A 17,485-nucleotide genomic window follows, 5' to 3' on the forward strand; every position below is an offset into this window, starting at 1 on the left:
CCGCCACATTGGAGCCCGCATCATTGCGGGCTTTTTAATGACCCGACAGTCAGTGACTAAACATTACAAAAGGGTCATGGGCTGACCCTATGTGTCGCAAAAGTTGTTGGGTTACACTCGGACCCAACGAAAGCACCACTCCTACGAATCACCTGTTTAGATCTTGCGAGGTTTGCCATGGCTGACTACAAAGCGCCCCTGCGCGATATGCGCTTCGTTCTCAATGAAGTTTTCGAGGTCGCCAAACTCTGGGCCGAGCTGCCTGCGCTGGCCGAGACCGTCGATGCGGAAACCGTCGAAGCCATTCTCGAAGAAGCCGGCAAGGTCACCAGCAAAAGCATCGCGCCGCTGAGCCGTGCGGCTGACGAAGAAGGTTGCCATTGGGCGGACGGTGCGGTCACCACGCCGGCAGGTTTCCCGCAGGCTTATCAGACTTATGCTGAAGGCGGCTGGGTCGGTGTCGGTGGCGATCCTGCCTACGGCGGCATGGGCATGCCCAAAGCCGTGTCGGCTCAGGTCGAAGAAATGGTCAACTCCGCCAGCCTGTCGTTCGGTCTGTACCCGATGCTGACGGCCGGTGCCTGCCTGTCGATCAACGCCCACGCCAGCGACGAGCTGAAAGCTGCGTACCTGCCAAACATGTACTCCGGTGTCTGGGCCGGTTCCATGTGCCTGACCGAGCCGCATGCCGGTACTGACCTGGGGATCATCCGCACCAAGGCCGAGCCTCAGGCCGACGGTTCCTACAAAGTCAGCGGCACCAAGATCTTCATCACCGGCGGTGAGCACGACCTGACCGAGAACATCATCCACCTGGTGCTGGCCAAGCTGCCGGACGCGCCGGCGGGGCCGAAAGGTATTTCGCTGTTCCTGGTGCCGAAGTTTATGGTCAATGCCGATGGCAGCCTGGGTGCGCGCAACCCGGCAAACTGCGGTTCGATCGAACACAAAATGGGCATCCAGGCGTCCGCGACCTGCGTGATGAACTTCGACGAAGCCGTGGGTTACCTGGTCGGCGAGCCGAACAAAGGCCTGGCGGCGATGTTCACCATGATGAACTACGAGCGTCTGGGCGTGGGCATTCAGGGCCTGGCCACCGGCGAGCGTTCTTATCAGAACGCCGTTGAATACGCTCGCGACCGCCTGCAAAGCCGTTCGCCGACCGGCGCGCAAAACAAAGACAAAGTGGCTGACCCGATCATCGTCCACCCGGACGTACGTCGCATGTTGCTGACCATGAAAGCCTCGAACGAAGGTGGCCGTGCGTTCTCGACTTACGTTGCCATGCAACTCGACACCGCCAAGTTCAGCGAAGACGCGACTACCCGCAAACGCGCTGAAGACTTGGTGGCGTTGCTGACGCCAGTGGCCAAGGCATTCCTGACCGACCTGGGTCTGGAAACCACCGTTCACGGCCAACAGGTTTTTGGCGGCCACGGTTACATCCGCGAGTGGGGCCAGGAGCAACTGGTGCGTGACGTTCGTATCACGCAGATCTACGAAGGCACCAACGGCATTCAGGCACTGGACCTGGTCGGACGCAAAATCGTCGGCACCGGCGGCGCGTTCTACAACCTGTTTGCTGACGAAATCCGTCATTTCACCGCGACCGCCAGTGCTGATCTGGCCGAGTTCACCAAGCCGCTGAATGATGCGGTAACGACCCTCGACGAGCTGACCGCGTGGTTGCTGGATCGCGCCAAAAACAACCCGAATGAAATCGGTGCGGCGTCGGTCGAGTACCTGCAAACCTTCGGTTATGTGGCATATGCCTACATGTGGGCACTGATGGCCAAGGCTGCGTTGGGCAAAGAAGCGCAGGACGACTTCTACGCGAGCAAGCTGGGTACGGCGCGGTTCTATTTCGCACGCCTGTTGCCACGTATTCACTCGTTGAGCGCGTCGGTGAAAGCCGGTAGCGAGTCCCTGTTCCTGCTGGATGCTGCGCAGTTCTGACAAGGTAACGTCATGTAAGCAATCTCTTACATGACGTGCTGCTGTTTTCCCATAGGCGTAGATTGGATCCACAGTTAATCTACTTCACATGGACGTCGCGCAGGAAGCGCAAAGCAACAACACGGACACGTAGGATTCTGCCAGGACGGCGGAGTGAAATGGATGTCAGGGAAACAGTCTGCAAAGCCCCGCTTCGGCGGGGTTTTCTTTTGCCTGCAGAAAAGTGCTCAGCTCAGTCCGTCCAAGGTCGTCGAGCTATTCAAGCGCTGATCCGGACCGTTCATCACTTCTTCCAGCAGCGTGCGTAACAAGGCCAGTGAGGTCTGTTGCCGCTGTACATCGCGACACACCAATCCGACTTTCAGCGGCACACGTGGCTCGGTCAGTGGTTTCCACAGCAGCTCGTTATTACCGAGTGCCTTTTGCGAACGCCCCGGCAGCACCGTCGCCAGTCGGGTGTGTGGCAGGCTGTCGAGAATCCCCGCCATGTTGTTCAGTTCGGCCTGCACTTGCGGGCGCCTGCCGAGGGCGGCCAGTTGCGTCTGCCAGATCTGTCGCACCTGAAACTCTTCTCCCAGTAGCAGCATCGGCAACTCGGCGGCCTGGCTCATGGAGACTTTCTTGAATTCGCGCAACGGGTGGTCAGCGGGAATGACAAGAGTCAGTTCATCTTCGTACAGCATCACCCCATGCAACCCTGGCTGCCTGGGTGGCAGGTAGCTGATGCCAATGTCCAGTGAACCATTAAGCAGGCGTCGCTCGATTTCCAGCCCGGTCAGTTCGTAGATCTGCACCACCAGATGCGGTTGGGCTTTGCGCACCCGTTCGAGCATTTGCGGCACCAGGCTGGTGTGGACCGTCTGCAACACGCCAATCGCCAGTGTGCGCAGCGCCTGTCCCTTGAAATTGCCCAACGCTTCACGCGCGCGTTGCATGCCGTCGAGCAAGGGCAATGCGTGGTTGTACAACGTGTGGGCGGCCAGGGTTGGCAGCAGGCGTTTGCTGCTGCGTTCAAACAGGCTCACATCGAGGTTCTGCTCGAGGTGGCGGATTTGCTGGGATAACGCCGGCTGGGAGATTGAAAGCCGCTCGGCGGCCCGGCCGACATGGCCTTCTTCGTAGACCGCGACGAAATAACGCAGTTGCTTGAAATCCATAAGTAACGCTTATTGAAAATGCTGGAAAATCGAAATGGCTCAAGGCCGTGCCTGCGCCTAGTCTAACCGCATTCACAAGGCTTACAGGGCCGCAAAGCACCATGAATTCTGTTTGCAGCGAGACTGTTTACATAGGTAAGGCAAAAAACCTCAAGCGAGGTTTTTTCGGATGAATTTGTTCAGTTTGCGGCGTTGTCCGCCCAGTCTTGATGATTTGGCGGTCGACACCTTCCAGCCCACCCACCACCACAACCCTTCCAGCGAGTACATGATGCCCAGCGTCGAGCGGCCGAAACAGATTTTCGTCCGTGGTCAGGGTTCCTGGTTATGGGACAGTGAGGATCGTGCTTACCTGGATTTCACTCAAGGTGGTGGGACCAATAGCCTGGGGCACAGTCCTTCGGTATTGGTTCAGGCGATTTCGCAACAGGCTCAATCACTGATCAACCCCGGTTTTGCGCTGCACAACCGCGGCCGGCTCAACCTTGCGGGGCGTGTGTGCACCGCGACTGGCAGCGATCAGGCGTACCTGCTCAACAGTGGCAGCGAAGCCTGTGACGCGGCAATCTCCTTGGCGTGTAAATGGGGCGAGCGTTATCGCGGTGGTGCCTCGCGCATTATCGTTGCCAGCAACAGTTGCCATGGCCGTCATCTGGCAACGATGTCGGCGTCGGACGTGCACCACGTTCCCTTCAATGATCTGGCGGCCATGCACGCGGCGGTCGACGCCCGGACCGTGGCAATCATGCTTGAACCGATCCAGAACGATGCGGGCGTGATCCCGGCCACTGAGCATTACCTCAAGAGTGTGGAACGGCTGTGTCGCGAACTGGGCATTCTGTTGATCCTCGATGAAGTACAAACGGGCATCGGGCGTTGCGGCACTCTGCTCGCCGAACAGTCCTACGGCGTTCGGGCCGATGTCATCGTTCTCGGCAAAGGACTCGGTGGTGGTGTGCCACTGGCGGCGCTGCTGGCACGGGGCAAGGCGTGCTGTGTTGACGTCGGCGACCTGAGCGGCAGCCATCATGGCAATGCCCTGATGACCGCTGCCGGCCTGGCGGTGCTCGACAGTGTGCAGGACAAAGGTTTTCTCGAGCATGTCGCGCAGACCGGCCAGCATCTGCGCGAAGGACTGCGGCTTTTGTCCCATCGCTATGGCCACGGCGAATTGCGCGGGCAAGGGCTGTTCTGGGGGCTGACGTTGTCCGACGATTCGGCTGACGCTGTCGTCAAAGCCGCGTTGTACGAAGGTTTGCTGCTTGACGCCCCACAACCCGATTGTTTGCGCTTCACCCCGGCCCTCACCGTCAGCAACGCCAACATCGACGAAATGCTCCTGCGCCTGACCCGCGCCTTCTCCCGGGTGCGCACTGCACAGTTGCAGTGCCGAAAAGGGATTGCGGTCTGATCAGACTCGTCCCACACAAACACCAGAACCGTCTCGCGGTAATAACGCATCGCCCCACGTTTGATCCTTTCGCGTGGGGCGTTTTTTTGTCTGCAAAACCTGGCGAAGTGTCGGCGCTCGGTAATCAGTGCACTGAACCCTGACGCACGACACAGGTCGATTAGGTGTATGGCTCGCGTGAGCCCATTCAAATCAGGAGCTACCCCATGGACTTTATTCGAATCATCATCGCCATTCTGTTGCCGCCATTGGGTGTGTTTCTGCAGGTCGGATTTGGCGGGGCGTTCTGGTTGAACATTCTGCTGACCTTGTGCGGTTATATTCCCGGGATTGTGCACGCGGTGTACATCATCGCCAAGCGCTGAGCCAGGCCTCAAACGCCCTGATCGATTACCCTGCGATAAAACAACCACTCCTGTTCCAGGGCATGGGCCTGATTGCCAGCCTTGCGGAAGCCGTGGCGCTCGTCGGCGTAGTAATGCGCTTCCACCAGGATGCCGTTGTCCTGTAGTGCCTCGACCATGTCCCGGGTCTGTTGCGGCACAACCACGGCGTCCAGTTCACCCTGAAAGAAAATCATCGGTACACGGATGTTGCTCGCATGCAGCAACGGCGTTCGTGCGGCGTAGCGTTTGGCATCCTGCACCGGATCACCGATCAGCCAGTCCAGATAATCACCTTCGAATTTATGAGTCGCCCGTCCCAATGCCACGGGATCGCTGACGCCGTACAGACTGGCGCCAGCGCGGAAAACGTTCTTGAACGCCAGGGCACACAGGGTGGTGTAACCGCCAGCGCTGCCACCGCGAATGAACGCGTTGTCGCCGTCGATCAACCCGCGTTCGGCGAGGTGGGCGACGACTGCGCAGGCGTCCTCGACGTCCACCTCGCCCCAACTCAAATGCAGCGCCTGGCGATATGCCCGGCCGTAACCGCTGCTGCCCCGATAGTTGAGGTCGGCCACGGCAAAGCCGCGTTGCGCCCAATACTGGATGCGCGGATCGAGCATCGGGTAGCACGCCGAGGTCGGGCCGCCGTGGATGAACACCACCAGCGGTGGTTTCGCCTCCCCGGTCGTGGCCGGGTAGAAGAACCCGTGCGCCTCGCCCGAACCGCTCGGGTAGCGCAGGGTTTGTGGCACGCTGATCTGCTCGACCGGCATGGGTGTGACACCACCGGCCAGTACCTTGACACGCCGGGTGCTGCGATCGATGGCGATCACCGCTGCCGAACTGATCGGTGAGGCGGCGATGCAGTAGATGAATTGCTCATCCAGTGCGAGATGGCGGAAGCGGCTGTAGTCACCGGTGAAATCTTCACGGGTGTCACCGCAAAGGCCCAGTCGGCCAAAACCGCCTTCGGTCCAGCTCGCCAAAAAAGTGTTGTCGCGCAGCGGGAGCCAAGTGCACCCCCCCAATTGCCACGGCGCTGGCCCATGATCGGCCGCGGCGCTCGGCAGCGGATTCAACCCGTCTGAAGACTCGACCCATGGCTGCCAATATCCGCCACGGTCGGTCAGACAAAACAGCCGGCCGCTGGTATCGAATCGCGGCTGTTGCAACGACTCCTGAGCGGCGTCGCCGGCCACGCAATGCGGCAGCGCAAAGCCACCATCGCTCTGACGTTCGGCCACCATCAGACGCGTTGCAGTCCAAGGCTGGTCCGGCCGACTCCACTCGATCCACGCCAACCGCTGAGCGTCGGGACTCAACGTCGGCGCAGCGTAGAAGTCCGCGCCTTCGGCCAGCAAGTGACGGGCGCCATCAGCCACATCGATCGCGACCAGACGATGTTGATCGTGGTGCTCTTCGACGGCCAGAACCTGTCCATTGGCGAATTGCAGGTCGCCATAGCGGCATTTACTCGCGGTCAACGCTTCGGGTGTTTCGCCCTGCAGCGATTGCCGATACAGCTGTTGGTCCGCCTCGTTGACGAAAACGATGCCGTCATCGGTCAGACAAAACCCGCCGCCGCCATATTCGTACACTCGACTGCGCACACTAAAACCCGACGGCGTCAGGCAATGCGCCTGGCCGTCACGCCAATGCCAGATCCGGCAAGCGGCTTCTTCGGGCCGGTATTCGTTCCAGAACAGACCGTGCTGGCCGACCTGCAGTTCGGCAAAGTCGATCGCGGCCGCGACGGCCCTGGAGGCGCTGAAAGGCTCAGCTTTTTGCGATAAGGCGGGAGTTTCGTTCATTGCGAAAGGCCAATTGTTCGATGGTCTGAGTCGCGTGCTCGGCTTCTTCGCGGGCCTTGAGAATCACGCCATGATGTTGAGACTTGCTGCACACTGGGTCGGCGTTGCTCGCGTCACCGGTGAGCATGAACGCCTGGCAACGGCAGCCGCCGAAGTCCTTTTCTTTTTCATCGCAGGAACGGCACGGCTCGGGCATCCAGTTGTAACCGCGAAAGCGGTTGAAGCCGAAGGAGTCGTACCAGATGTGTTGCATGCTGTGGTCGCGCACGTTTGGAAATTGCACCGGCAGCTGTCGGGCGCCGTGACAGGGCAGGGCGGTGCCGTCCGGGGTAACGGTCAGGAAGATGCTGCCCCAGCCATTCATGCAGGCTTTCGGGCGTTCTTCGTAATAGTCCGGCGTAACGAAAATCAGCTTGCACGGATGCCCTTCGGCTTCCAGCTTGGCGCGGTATTCGTTGGTGATGCGCTCGGCGCGGACCAGCTGTTCCCGGGTCGGCAACAACCCGACGCGATTGAGCTGCGCCCAGCCGTAAAACTGGCAGGTGGCGAGTTCGACGAAGTCCGCCTCCAGGGCGATGCACAGCTCGATGATCCGGTCGATCTTGTCGATGTTGTGCCGATGGGTCACGAAATTCAGCACCATCGGGTAGCCGTGGGCTTTCACCGCGCGGGCCATTTCCAGCTTCTGCGCAAAGGCTTTTTTCGAGCCGGCCAGCAAGTTGTTCACTTGCTCATCGCTGGCCTGGAAACTGATCTGGATATGGTCCAGGCCGGCCTTCTTGAAATCGCTGATTTTCTGCTCGGTCAGGCCGATGCCGGAGGTGATCAGGTTGGTGTAGAAGCCCAACTTGCGTGCCTCGGCGATCAGCTCGGCGAGGTCCTGGCGCACCAGCGGTTCGCCACCGGAAAAGCCCAACTGCGCCGCACCCATCTCCCGCGCTTCGCGAAAGACCTTGATCCACTGCTCGGTGCTCAGCTCCTTGCCTTGTTCGGCGAAGTCCAGCGGGTTGGAGCAGTAGGGGCATTGCAACGGGCAGCGGTAGGTCAGTTCGGCCAGCAGCCACAGCGGCAGGCCGATTTCGGGTGTGGGCGGTACTTGCACCGACGACTCAGGCAAGTTCGATCCAGTGCTGCGCACGGGCAACCTCCATGAATTGCTCGATGTCGTCACCGAGCTCCGGCACGCCGGGGAACTGCAGGTCGAGCTCGGCAATGATTGCCGCAACATCACGCTCGCCATCGATCAAACCGCCAATCAGCGCGGCGCTTTCATTGAGCTTGATCATGCCTTCCGGGTACAGCAGCACATGGCCTTTTTGCGCCGGTTCGTACTGGAAACGGTAGCCGGGACGCCAGGTCGGGGTCTTGCTGCGATCGAAACTCATAAGGTGATTCCTTTATGCCAGACCCGTTGTTCGGTCACGCTGTGATACGGCGGGCGGTTCAGTTCGTAGGCCATGCTCATGGCATCGAGCATGCTCCAAAGGATGTCCAGTTTGAACTGGAGAATTTCCAGCATGCGCTCCTGACCGGCCCGGGTGGTGTAGTGCTGCAAGGTGATCGCCAGACCGTGTTCCACATCGCGGCGGGCCTGGCCCAGGCGAGTGCGGAAATACTCGTACCCGGCCGGGTCGATCCATGGGTAATGCTGTGGCCAACTGTCCAGGCGCGATTGATGGATCTGCGGCGCGAACAGTTCAGTCAGCGAGCTGCTCGCGGCTTCCTGCCAACTGGCCCTGCGGGCAAAGTTGACGTAGGCGTCGACGGCAAAACGTACGCCGGGCAGCACCAGTTCATGAGAGCGCAGTTGATCCGGGTCGAGGCCCACAGCCTGGCCCAGACGCAGCCAGGCTTCGATGCCACCGTCTTCGCCGGGGGCGCCATCGTGGTCGAGCAGGCGCTGAATCCACTCGCGACGGATCTCGCGATCCGGGCAGTTGGCGAGGATCGCGGCGTCTTTCAGGGGAATGTTCACCTGATAGTAAAAGCGGTTGGCAACCCAGCCCTGGATCTGCTCGCGAGTCGCCCGGCCTTCATACATCGCCACGTGATAGGGGTGATGGATATGGTAATAGGCGCCTTTGGCGCGCAGGGCGGCCTCGAATTCGGCGGGGGTCATTGCGGTGTCAGTCATTGCGGTTCTCCGGGGAGCAGCCGTGAAATCTTTGGTGTCAGGTCGGACGTCTTCGCGGGCAAGCCCGCTCCCACAGGGGGTTTTGTACGCCACAGAACCCGTGTGGGAGCGGGCTTGCCCGCGATGGGGCCCTCCGCTACAACACAATACTCATGCCGTCATAAGCCACTTCAACATCCCGACGAACCAGCTCGGCACGCTCCGGCGAGTCTTCATCAAGAATCGGGTTGGTGTTGTTGATGTGAATAAGCACCTTGCGCTGCTTGGGCAGTTGCTTCAGCACCTCCAGCATGCCGCCGGGGCCGCTCTGCGCCAGGTGGCCCATTTCCCGTCCGGTGCGCGTGCCGACGCCGCGACGCTGCATTTCGTCGTCGTCCCACATCGTGCCGTCCACCAACAAGCAATCACTGCTGGCCATGATCTTCAGCAGCGGCGCGTCGACCTTGCCCAGCCCCGGCGCATAGAACAGCTTGCCGCCGGTGTTCAGGTCTTCGACGATCAGACCGATGTTGTCGCCGGGGTGCGGGTCGAAGCGGTGCGGCGAATACGGCGGCGCGGCGCTGCGTAGCGGCAACGGGGTGAATCGCAGGTTTGGGCAGGCCGCGATGGTGAAGCTGCGGTCCAGTTCGATCGGGTTCCAGTCCAGTCCGCCATTCCAGTGGGTCAGCATGGTAAACAGCGGGAATCCGCTGCTCAAATCTTCATGGACCATGTCAGTACACCAGACCTGATGCGGGCAACCTTCGCGCAGGCTGAGCAGGCCGGTGGTGTGGTCGATCTGGCTGTCCATCAGGATGATGGCGCTGATGCCGGTATCACGCAGGGCGCGGCCCGGTTGCAACGGGGCGAAGCTTTGAAGCTGAGCGCGGATGTCCGGTGACGCGTTGCACAACACCCAGTTCACGCCATCATCGGAAATTGCGATAGACGACTGGGTTCGCGCCTTGGCGTTCAGGCTGCCATTGCGAAAACCGGCGCAGTTCACGCAATTGCAATTCCACTGGGGAAAACCACCCCCCGCGGCGGAACCTAGAATCTGGACAAACATGGCCGCTCCATCATTCGAAAACTGAAAATAAAAACGCCTCGGCGAGCCGAGGCGTTGCACTGCGCTACAAAAAGATTAGCGGCTTGCGAAGTACATGGTGACTTCAAAGCCGATACGCAGGTCGGTGTAAGCAGGTTTGGACCAGGACATGGGAGCATTCCTTCAGGTGATGGGACAGTTCAGATCTATACATATAGTCCACCTCCAGTCGGAGATGTTCAGATAGTTAGGTAGCTATGTTACTTAAAATTTCAAAGTAATTGGCTGCCAATGTGTGAGAAAGCTAATTGCAGCCTTGGTAATGATCATTTTGTCGCTTGCCAAAGCGGGTTCGGGCAAGGCGCGCTGGCCAGGGCGCGCCAGCCACCCTGCGCCTGATTCAGCCGCTGTGCCGCAGCCAGCAATGAACGGTGGTCAATCGTCAAAATGGCCTGGGCCAGTTGCTTCAGATAATCCGACGAATGGCCGGCTAATTTGCTCTGCCAGAGTAGTTCCGTTGCCTGGACGGTGGGCAGTGCGGCGCTATCAAACTGATCGGCCAAGGCCTGGCGCTGAGCGATGAAAGTGGCGTCGTCGAGGCTTTGAATCATCGAAGTGAAGCCGTTCAGAAACGCCTGGATATGATCCAGCAAGTCCACCGGCGCAACGCTGGGCGATTGCACGCCGAACAGGATCCCGGTTTGCCCATGAATCTGTCGCAGGGCGCTGAACACCGCATAGCCGAGTTGCAACTCCACCCGCAGGCGCTGGTAGAACGGTGTCTGAGCCAGATGCGCGAGTAAACGCCAGGCCGCTTCATCGGCGATGTCCTGAGTCGGCGTCGGACAGAAGAGCAGCAACGCGTGCTCGCTGGCGCCGGTATCGACGGTCGTCCACAGATGCCGGGCGCTGATCGAGGGCGGCAGTGTCAGTTGATTGTCCGCGGTGCCGGGAATACGGCTCAAGGCCAGGCCCATCGCGGCTTGTGTCTGGGTGGACAGGCCAACCGCCAGGCCGTCCCAGCGCGCGCTCGACCAGAGTTGCTGGAGGTCGTCTGAGTCGTCGGTGCGCTCAAGACACTCGTCGGGCAGCGCCTTCAGCAACTGCCGAATCGGTATCAGCGCAGCGCTTGCCGGTTGTTCTTGTGGGGCAACGACCTCAGGTTCGGTCAGCACTTTCAGCGCGTGTTCGAGGACAGTCGGCATCGGCTCCTGGAGTCCGGTCATTTTCAGCAGCCATTCATTGCCCGATGCAGTGAAGGAAAAGTCGACGCCGGCCTGGCGCGCATCCTCGCGTAATGGCTGCAGGCGATTTTCCAGGCTCGATTGAAGGCTGGGCAGCGGTTTGAAATCGAGGCGCCAGCGCAGAAATATCGCCCCTTCATCGCTGTTGTCCGCCAAGGCCTGACTGAATTGCATCGGCGAGTTTTCACGACGACTGCGCGAACGGTCCTGGGCAAACGTGCGCAGGCCTCGGTGTTTGCTGGTCTGACCGCGAATCAACCCGGCATTGGCGGTGGGTGCTTCGTCGCGCAAAAACGGATTTGGCGTCGGCAATTGCCAAGCGCCGCTGAAGTTATCCACAGCGCCGATTTTTTTCAGGAGGTCTTTAAGCGCTGCAACCCCCTGCTCGGACAGCCCGGTTTCGAGCTGCTCGCTGTCCCGTTGGGCCAATGGCAAGGCAGCGCCGACTTGCTGCTGGCGTTGCAGCAAGGCGGCGTATTCTTCGCGCAAGTCGGTCCAGTCTTGATGGGCGGCAAAAAAGCCCAGCCAGTCGAGAAGCTTCTGGCGAATCACACTCGCCGATTGCGCCGTAGCGAGTTCAATGTGCAGCAACGCTTGCCCCGCGAACTGATACAGCGGCGCGGCTTTCAGGCTGTCCGCCAGCCCCTGCTCTTGCAGCGTCGACATCAGACCGCCAGGTTTCGCGGCATTCAGCCAGTGACACAGAAAGGCCAGCGCTTCACGCGATGAGTCGGGCAATGCTTCGAACGCGAACAGAAGATCCAGGCGACGCTCGCCAGCCTGTTGATAAGTGTTCTGCGATGCGTTCATCAGCGCGCCGGGCGTTTGTTGTGCGACCTTGTCCCCGACGGGAATCTCGGCGCCAAAACGCTGAGCCATCTCGCGTAATTCATCGAGACTCTGCGGCCCGGCGAGGCTCAGTGTCAGTTGCCCGGTCTGATAAAACCGTTGATGAAAATCCTTCAAGGCCTGCTGAAACTCAGGGAGCTCCACCGGCAGGCTATCGCGATTTCCGGCATGGAAACCGCGCAAGGGATGGGTCGACGTCAACCCATCGAGCAGCGTCAATTGCCGTTGCGCCGCCGCGTCCTGTGACCAGGCGACAAACTCGGCTTGCAACACTTCGCGCTCGCGCAACTGATCCTCCGGATTCATACGTGGATGGGCGAGCATGTCTGACAGACGCTCCAGCCCGCCGAGAAATGCCTGAGGCGGCAGTTCGAAAAAGAAGTCGGTCGTGCGTTCGCTGGTTCGTGCGTTGACCTGCCCGCCGTGACGTTGCACATAGGCCATCAGCCCTTGGCCCGCAGGAAAGCGCTCAGTCCCCAGAAACAGCAAATGCTCCAGAAAATGCGCCAGGCCGGGCCAGGCCAGCGGCACATCGTGACTGCCCGCCGCAACCCGGAGTGCCGCCGCGCAGCGCTTCAAATTCGGGGCATGACGCAGCGTCACCCGCAAGCCGTTGGCCAGGGTTTCAGTGTGGGGGCGAGGGTGATTCAGCGCAGGCATGAGCACTTCCAGAACAGAGAAGCGCTAATGCTAGCGGATTACAGGGGCTCAGCGCTTGTTAAGGTCGCCGTAAAGCTCGGGACGGCGGTCCAGCAAGTAGCGATTGGCGGCGCGAGAGTCGGTCATCAACTGCCGATCCAGCTCGCCGACGATCAGCGCTTCATCGAGGCCAGCCTGGGCGATGCGGCTGCCATCCGGCGCGGCGATGCTGCTCTGGCCGCAGTAGTGGATGTCGCCTTCATGGCCGCAGTAATTGGCGTAGGCCACATAGCACTGGTTTTCGAAAGCACGGGCGCGGACGGTGACGTCGGCGACGAAGTCGAAGGGAATCATGTTTGCCGTCGGCACCAGGATCAGCTCGGCACCGGCCAGCGCCAGGCGTCGAGCGTTTTCCGGAAACTCCATGTCGTAGCAAATCAGGAAGCCCAGCTTCCAGCCATTGAGCTCAATCACTGGAAAGTCATCTTCGCCAGCACTGAACATCGAGTGATCGAGGTCGCCGAACAAGTGAGTCTTGCGGTAGTTGCACAACCGCTCGCCCTGGGCGTCGATCAACTGCACGGCGTTGTAGATCTGCCCGTCTTCGGTGCGCTCCGGGTAGCCATATAAAATGGCGATCCCGGCAGACTTGGCAATGCGCGCAATGTGTTGCGCCGATTCACCGTTGTGCACCTCCGCGAGGACGCTGACGGCGTCGACGCCGATGTTGTAGCCGGTCAGGAACATCTCCGGCACTACCAGCAAATCGGCGCCTTTCGCTTCCTGGGCCAATTGCTGCAGACGTTGCAGATTGCCGGCGACGTCCAGGGGCAGCGGTGGACATTGGTAAAGGGCTACGCGCATTTCGGACTCCTCTTACTCGGGCAGGGCGATCGGTCCGATCTCGTTGAACACATCACCTGGACCCGGGTTCTCGGCGTGAGTTTCACCGCCGAAATGTTTCATGATGCCCCACACCGCGTTGAGTGAGGTCTGCACCGCGCCTTCAACCCAGGCCGGCGTCCACGAAACGTCGTCGCCAGCGATGAAAATCCCGCGTTGCTCGGCTGGCATCTCGTCTTGCATGAAATGCGCGTACATGCGCTGGTTATAGCGATAGTGGCCGGGCAGGGCGCCTTTGAAGGCCCCGAGGAAATGCGGGTCGGCTTCCCAGGATACGGTGATCGGATCGCCGATGATGCGCGCTGCGATGTCGACTTTCGGGTAGATCTTTTTCAACGCGTCCAGCGCCAGCTTCACGCGTTTTTCCACCGGCTGCGGCAACATTTTCAGTGCGTCGCTCATCCACGAGTACGACAGGCAAATCACCCCCGGCTTATCGTCGCCGTTATCGAACAGGTAGGTGCCACGGGTCAGGCGATCGGTGAGCGTCATGCTCATCAAGTCGCGGCCGGTTTCCGGGTCCTTGTCCTTCCAGAACGGGCGGTCGACCATCACGAACGTCTTCGACGATTGCATGTAGCGCGTGCGATCCAGCGCCATCCACATTTTTTGCGAGAACAGGCTTTCGTCGCATTCGATCTGGGTGGTCAGCAGCCAGCTCTGGCAAGTGGTCAGCACCGCGGCGTATTCGCGGGTATCACCCCAGTTGTCGGTGACGGCGAAACGGCCACCCGGTGCATGGGCAATCTTCTTCACGCCGGTACGCGGTGCTCCGTTGTGCAGGGAGCTGAGGCTGGTGCCTTCAGGCCAGTGCACGCAACGTTCCGGCACATGGCGCCAGATACCCTGTGGCACCTGTTCCACCCCACCGACCACCAAGTGCTGATGATCGTCGCAGTTGGTCATCACCACGCGGAAGATTTCCAGCATCGAGTTGGGGAAATCCGAGTCCCAGCCGCCGGTGCCGAAACCGACCTGGCCGAACACTTCGCGGTGATGGAACGACAGCTTGGCGAACGCTTTGGAGGTGGCGACGAAGTCGTAGAAGGTGCGGTCGTCCCACAGCGGGACGAGGGTGTTCCACAGCTCCTTGAGGCGTGGCACGTCGCGGTCGCGGATCGCTTGCTGGATATCGGAGAACTGCGAGCCGGCTTCCAGGGCGTCGGCCCAGGCGTCAGCTACTTCCTGGAACAGTGCAGGAAGATCTGCCAGTTTTTGTGCGTAATGGGTTTTGCCTTCCAGATCGATCACGGTGCTGCCCGACGCGGGGGTCAGCGGGTTCGGGAAGGGTTTGGTCTCAAGACCGAGCTTGTCGACGTAGTGATAGAACGCGGTGGACGAGACCGGAAAACGCATGCCACCGAGCTCGGCGATGATGCCTTCAGCGCCATTGAACGCTTGGGAACGCAGGCGCCCGCCCATTTTCGAGGCTTCGTAGACGACGGGTTTGAGGCCCAGTTTCATCAATTCGTAAGCCGCCACCAAGCCGGCGATACCAGCACCGACAATCGCTACTTCGGCACCGTGGTTGTGCGCAGGAATGCTGCCCAGACCCGCCGGGTGTTCGATCCAGTCGTCGAAGGCGAAAGGAAAGTCCGGGCCGAAAATGGTGACTGGTTTTTTACCGTCTGCAGGATGGCGATTGTTCTTGTTCATGGCTGACCTTGCTGGCGACCCGACGCGGGATGCGCGTCTGAGTATAGGAAAAGATGGCAGCCATTCTAGTGAGCGTAGAACACGTTAATAAGACGCAATATGTCGTCGATTTGCCATTTTAATGGTCAATATGACGTGGCGTTGAATCAGAATGACAATTCGATCCCCTGTAGGCGCGAGCGTGCTCGCGATGGCGTCAGCTCAGGCGCCCATGAAACCTGAGTTGGAATGTCAAACCGGCTGCCCCCGATCAATCTTGCTGCTCAGAATGATCGAAGTCGTCGTCTTCTCCACCCCATCCACACTGCCGATCTGATCCAGCAACTGATCCAGCTGCTCTGGCGAGTCGGTACGCAACCACGCCACATAATCAAATTCGCCACTTACCGCACACAACTGCTGAACCTGAGCCATCGCACTGAGCCGGCGCAGCACTTCCTTGCCAGAGCGCGGTTGCACGGTAATCCCGACATACGCCTGCAATCCGCCATCGACCACGCGCTGACCGAGGCGCACGCCATAACCGGTGATGACTTTGGCCTTTTCCAGGCGCGCCAGTCGCGACGTGACGGTCGTGCGCGCGATGCCCAATTGCCGGGCCAGCATGGCCACGCTCTCGCGGGCGTTGATCTGCAAGGCTGCGATCAATTGGCGGTCGATTTCATCAAGCACGGGCGGGCGGATGTCAGGCAAGGGGTGGCTCCAGTGGCACGGTTCAATGGCTGAGCATGTTACAGACTCGTTCGGCGGGGCGCTTGTGGTCGATATTCGAACTGGGGCTATGTGATTGCTAGACATTGCCCAAGTGACGGCTGAATCACGGGCGTGAAAAAGCCGCGCATTAGCGCGGCTTTTCTGTTTGGCCGCTCAGCAGCCAGGAGTCGGCAGTTCGGAGCCGATGGTAATCGCGGTAACCTGCACAGCCTGGAAGCTTTGCTGCGCCTGCGCGTCGAAATCTCTCTCACAGTTAAAACGAGTATCGGTGACAAAATCTTCGCCCTTGACCTTGGTCATGCTGGCCTGCCACTGGTTAGAGGCTTTCAGCGCTTGATCGCTGACCAGCACAACTTCCAGCAACACCTGACGGAAGTCCACAGCTCGCGGGCCGTCCCATAGCGCAAAAACCGACGGATCGGCAGCGTTGCCGCACATGGTCAGGCAGTCCGCGTAGAAATTCAGGTCCCCAGCCGCTTGTTGAAAGTTTCCGAAGGTCAGGGGCTTGTTGGCGGCCGGTGCGAACGATTCACCGATGAAGGATTTCAAGTCGGCTTGGCAGGTCGGCGAAAGCTCCATGCGCAGTTCACTTATTGTGCCGCCACCGGCAGTCGCCGTAATTTGGCAACCTTGAACCTCATAAGAGTGATGATCGCCCGAACTCTCACGTGCGACGCCGGCAACCGATTCGAAGTGACGCAGATTAGTGCCCAACATTTTTCCATTAAAAACATCGGCAACGCTGGCTTTCGCTTGGGCAATCGCAGGGCTGCCTGCAACAATCAGTGCTGTGAACAGGCTGGTAAAAATGGCTTTCTTCATCCGCAAATTCCTTTTGTCTCGATTGAGTCGAACGTGCCCTTCGACGATGAGGCGCGAACATACACAACGTTGATAGTGATTGGCCAGTAGTGAGTGCCAGGTCGCGTATCGGCGAATGCGTCACGACACTCGTGACGATGAGCTGAAGGTCTCGAATACTCGGGGCATAATCCTGTTGAGTGCTGTTACTCGGATTCCGTCGCGGTCCGCGCAGGTCGCGGTGTCAGCACTTTCACCACATCATCAATTACCGCCTTGCTCATCGCCGTCAGATAATGCGCGGCCCAAGCGTGGTGGTCGGTGTCCTTTGTGTAGGCGGCATCCTCGGCAAATGCCTTGGCGAGGAATAGCAGATTGGAGGCCTGTGCCAATGCTTCGACGATGGGGACACCGGGCCTGACGTTGAATAACGCCTGATCCGAGCAGTATATGAACGGAGTGAAGCCAATGGTTTTTAGTTCTGATTGGTTGTTCATGGTCAACTTCCTTGATTTGAGGAGATGCCAATTTCGTTTCCAAGCGAATGGGTGGCAGCTGTGCGCAGGTTGGAAAACCGGGAATCAAGGAACCGGCACGCCCTAAGACGTCCCGCGCACAGCCGCCATAACTCAGGTTGCAGATAAGCTGCTGCAATCGTAATCAGGGGCGCTGTTACGTTTTGATTCGACGGGTTTCCAAGCCCGATCACTGCATTGGCAGTGACGTCCGGAGAGTATCCCGTCGAACAAAAGCGCAACAAGGCAGCAAAGTGCCCATCACAAGATAATCAGATG

General features: G+C 59.6%; 16 protein-coding genes. 3 read left to right on the forward strand and 13 right to left on the reverse strand.

All coding sequences use genetic code 11. The features are described from left to right. The first annotated feature begins 177 nt into the window (after positions 1-177). Entirely contained in the window at positions 178-1,956 is a 1,779-nt protein-coding gene (locus AC1D2P_RS03990; protein WP_109785565.1) for an acyl-CoA dehydrogenase C-terminal domain-containing protein, read from the forward strand. A 227-nt stretch (positions 1,957-2,183) separates the two neighbouring features. Here AC1D2P_RS03990 and AC1D2P_RS03995 read toward each other — a convergent pair whose 3' ends face one another. Continuing rightward, positions 2,184-3,113 (reverse strand): LysR family transcriptional regulator, encoded by a 930-nt coding sequence (locus tag AC1D2P_RS03995; RefSeq protein WP_109785564.1) that lies wholly within the window; start codon positions 3,111-3,113, stop codon positions 2,184-2,186. A 169-nt stretch (positions 3,114-3,282) separates the two neighbouring features. On the opposite strand from AC1D2P_RS03995, the gene AC1D2P_RS04000 reads away from it, so the two are divergent. Both AC1D2P_RS04000 and AC1D2P_RS04005 read left to right on the forward strand, forming a co-directional pair. Beyond that, positions 3,283-4,524: an aspartate aminotransferase family protein gene (locus AC1D2P_RS04000; RefSeq protein WP_477757411.1), complete on the forward strand. Its 1,242-nt coding sequence runs from the start codon at positions 3,283-3,285 to the stop codon at positions 4,522-4,524. Between the two features lie 206 nt (positions 4,525-4,730). Then, entirely contained in the window at positions 4,731-4,889 is a 159-nt protein-coding gene (locus tag AC1D2P_RS04005; RefSeq protein ID WP_003228885.1) for a YqaE/Pmp3 family membrane protein, read from the forward strand. Positions 4,890-4,897: 8 nt separating this feature from the next. Here the strand turns inward: AC1D2P_RS04005 and AC1D2P_RS04010 are convergent, their stop codons facing one another. The 12 genes from AC1D2P_RS04010 to AC1D2P_RS04065 form a co-directional block, all read right to left on the reverse strand. Next, entirely contained in the window at positions 4,898-6,724 is a 1,827-nt protein-coding gene (locus AC1D2P_RS04010) for a S9 family peptidase (RefSeq protein WP_109785562.1), read from the reverse strand. Further along, entirely contained in the window at positions 6,690-7,826 is a 1,137-nt protein-coding gene (pqqE, locus tag AC1D2P_RS04015) for a pyrroloquinoline quinone biosynthesis protein PqqE (RefSeq protein WP_408981008.1), read from the reverse strand. The genes AC1D2P_RS04010 and pqqE overlap by 35 nt, the downstream gene beginning before the upstream one ends. A gap of 7 nt (positions 7,827-7,833) precedes the next feature. Continuing rightward, entirely contained in the window at positions 7,834-8,109 is a 276-nt protein-coding gene (pqqD, locus tag AC1D2P_RS04020; RefSeq protein ID WP_077431161.1) for a pyrroloquinoline quinone biosynthesis peptide chaperone PqqD, read from the reverse strand. Beyond that, a complete protein-coding gene (pqqC, locus tag AC1D2P_RS04025) occupies positions 8,106-8,858 on the reverse strand; it encodes a pyrroloquinoline-quinone synthase PqqC (protein WP_109785560.1) in 753 nt (250 codons plus the stop codon). Before pqqC ends, pqqD begins: the two co-directional genes overlap by 4 nt. 136 nt (positions 8,859-8,994) lie before the next feature. Then, positions 8,995-9,906 carry a pyrroloquinoline quinone biosynthesis protein PqqB gene (gene pqqB / locus AC1D2P_RS04030; protein WP_046029950.1) on the reverse strand — a complete coding sequence of 304 codons (912 nt, stop codon included), beginning with the start codon at positions 9,904-9,906 and terminating at the stop codon, positions 8,995-8,997. A gap of 75 nt (positions 9,907-9,981) precedes the next feature. Next, positions 9,982-10,056: a pyrroloquinoline quinone precursor peptide PqqA gene (gene pqqA / locus AC1D2P_RS04035; protein ID WP_009045898.1), complete on the reverse strand. Its 75-nt coding sequence runs from the start codon at positions 10,054-10,056 to the stop codon at positions 9,982-9,984. Positions 10,057-10,211: 155 nt separating this feature from the next. Further along, positions 10,212-12,638 (reverse strand): pyrroloquinoline quinone biosynthesis protein PqqF, encoded by a 2,427-nt coding sequence (pqqF, locus tag AC1D2P_RS04040; RefSeq protein ID WP_477757410.1) that lies wholly within the window; start codon positions 12,636-12,638, stop codon positions 10,212-10,214. Positions 12,639-12,686: 48 nt separating this feature from the next. Continuing rightward, on the reverse strand, positions 12,687-13,481 hold the full coding sequence (locus tag AC1D2P_RS04045; protein ID WP_046029952.1) for a carbon-nitrogen hydrolase family protein: 795 nt from the start codon (positions 13,479-13,481) through the stop codon (positions 12,687-12,689). Positions 13,482-13,493: 12 nt separating this feature from the next. Further along, positions 13,494-15,176, reverse strand: a complete 1,683-nt coding sequence (locus AC1D2P_RS04050) for a flavin monoamine oxidase family protein (RefSeq protein ID WP_046029954.1) — start codon at positions 15,174-15,176, stop codon at positions 13,494-13,496. A 231-nt stretch (positions 15,177-15,407) separates the two neighbouring features. Next, entirely contained in the window at positions 15,408-15,869 is a 462-nt protein-coding gene (locus AC1D2P_RS04055; protein ID WP_046029956.1) for an Lrp/AsnC family transcriptional regulator, read from the reverse strand. Between the two features lie 174 nt (positions 15,870-16,043). Beyond that, positions 16,044-16,712 (reverse strand): hypothetical protein, encoded by a 669-nt coding sequence (locus AC1D2P_RS04060; RefSeq protein WP_046029957.1) that lies wholly within the window; start codon positions 16,710-16,712, stop codon positions 16,044-16,046. Positions 16,713-16,897: 185 nt separating this feature from the next. Beyond that, on the reverse strand, positions 16,898-17,188 hold the full coding sequence (locus AC1D2P_RS04065; RefSeq protein WP_109785558.1) for a DUF3077 domain-containing protein: 291 nt from the start codon (positions 17,186-17,188) through the stop codon (positions 16,898-16,900). Between the last annotated feature and the right edge of the window lie 297 nt (positions 17,189-17,485).

It is taken from the genome of Pseudomonas sp. P1_F1_2, assembly GCF_056405815.1.

Coding starts and splice junctions, on each gene's coding strand:
- AC1D2P_RS03990 (WP_109785565.1), top strand. CDS start 178: ATGGCTGACTACAAAGCGCCCCTGCGCGATATGCGCTTCGTTCTCAAT.
- AC1D2P_RS03995 (WP_109785564.1), bottom strand. CDS start 3,113: ATGGATTTCAAGCAACTGCGTTATTTCGTCGCGGTCTACGAAGAAGGC.
- AC1D2P_RS04000 (WP_477757411.1), top strand. CDS start 3,283: ATGAATTTGTTCAGTTTGCGGCGTTGTCCGCCCAGTCTTGATGATTTG.
- AC1D2P_RS04005 (WP_003228885.1), top strand. CDS start 4,731: ATGGACTTTATTCGAATCATCATCGCCATTCTGTTGCCGCCATTGGGT.
- AC1D2P_RS04010 (WP_109785562.1), bottom strand. CDS start 6,724: ATGAACGAAACTCCCGCCTTATCGCAAAAAGCTGAGCCTTTCAGCGCC.
- pqqD (WP_077431161.1), bottom strand. CDS start 8,109: ATGAGTTTCGATCGCAGCAAGACCCCGACCTGGCGTCCCGGCTACCGT.
- pqqC (WP_109785560.1), bottom strand. CDS start 8,858: ATGACTGACACCGCAATGACCCCCGCCGAATTCGAGGCCGCCCTGCGC.
- pqqB (WP_046029950.1), bottom strand. CDS start 9,906: ATGTTTGTCCAGATTCTAGGTTCCGCCGCGGGGGGTGGTTTTCCCCAG.
- pqqF (WP_477757410.1), bottom strand. CDS start 12,638: ATGCCTGCGCTGAATCACCCTCGCCCCCACACTGAAACCCTGGCCAAC.
- AC1D2P_RS04045 (WP_046029952.1), bottom strand. CDS start 13,481: ATGCGCGTAGCCCTTTACCAATGTCCACCGCTGCCCCTGGACGTCGCC.
- AC1D2P_RS04050 (WP_046029954.1), bottom strand. CDS start 15,176: ATGAACAAGAACAATCGCCATCCTGCAGACGGTAAAAAACCAGTCACC.
- AC1D2P_RS04060 (WP_046029957.1), bottom strand. CDS start 16,712: ATGAAGAAAGCCATTTTTACCAGCCTGTTCACAGCACTGATTGTTGCA.
- AC1D2P_RS04065 (WP_109785558.1), bottom strand. CDS start 17,188: ATGAACAACCAATCAGAACTAAAAACCATTGGCTTCACTCCGTTCATA.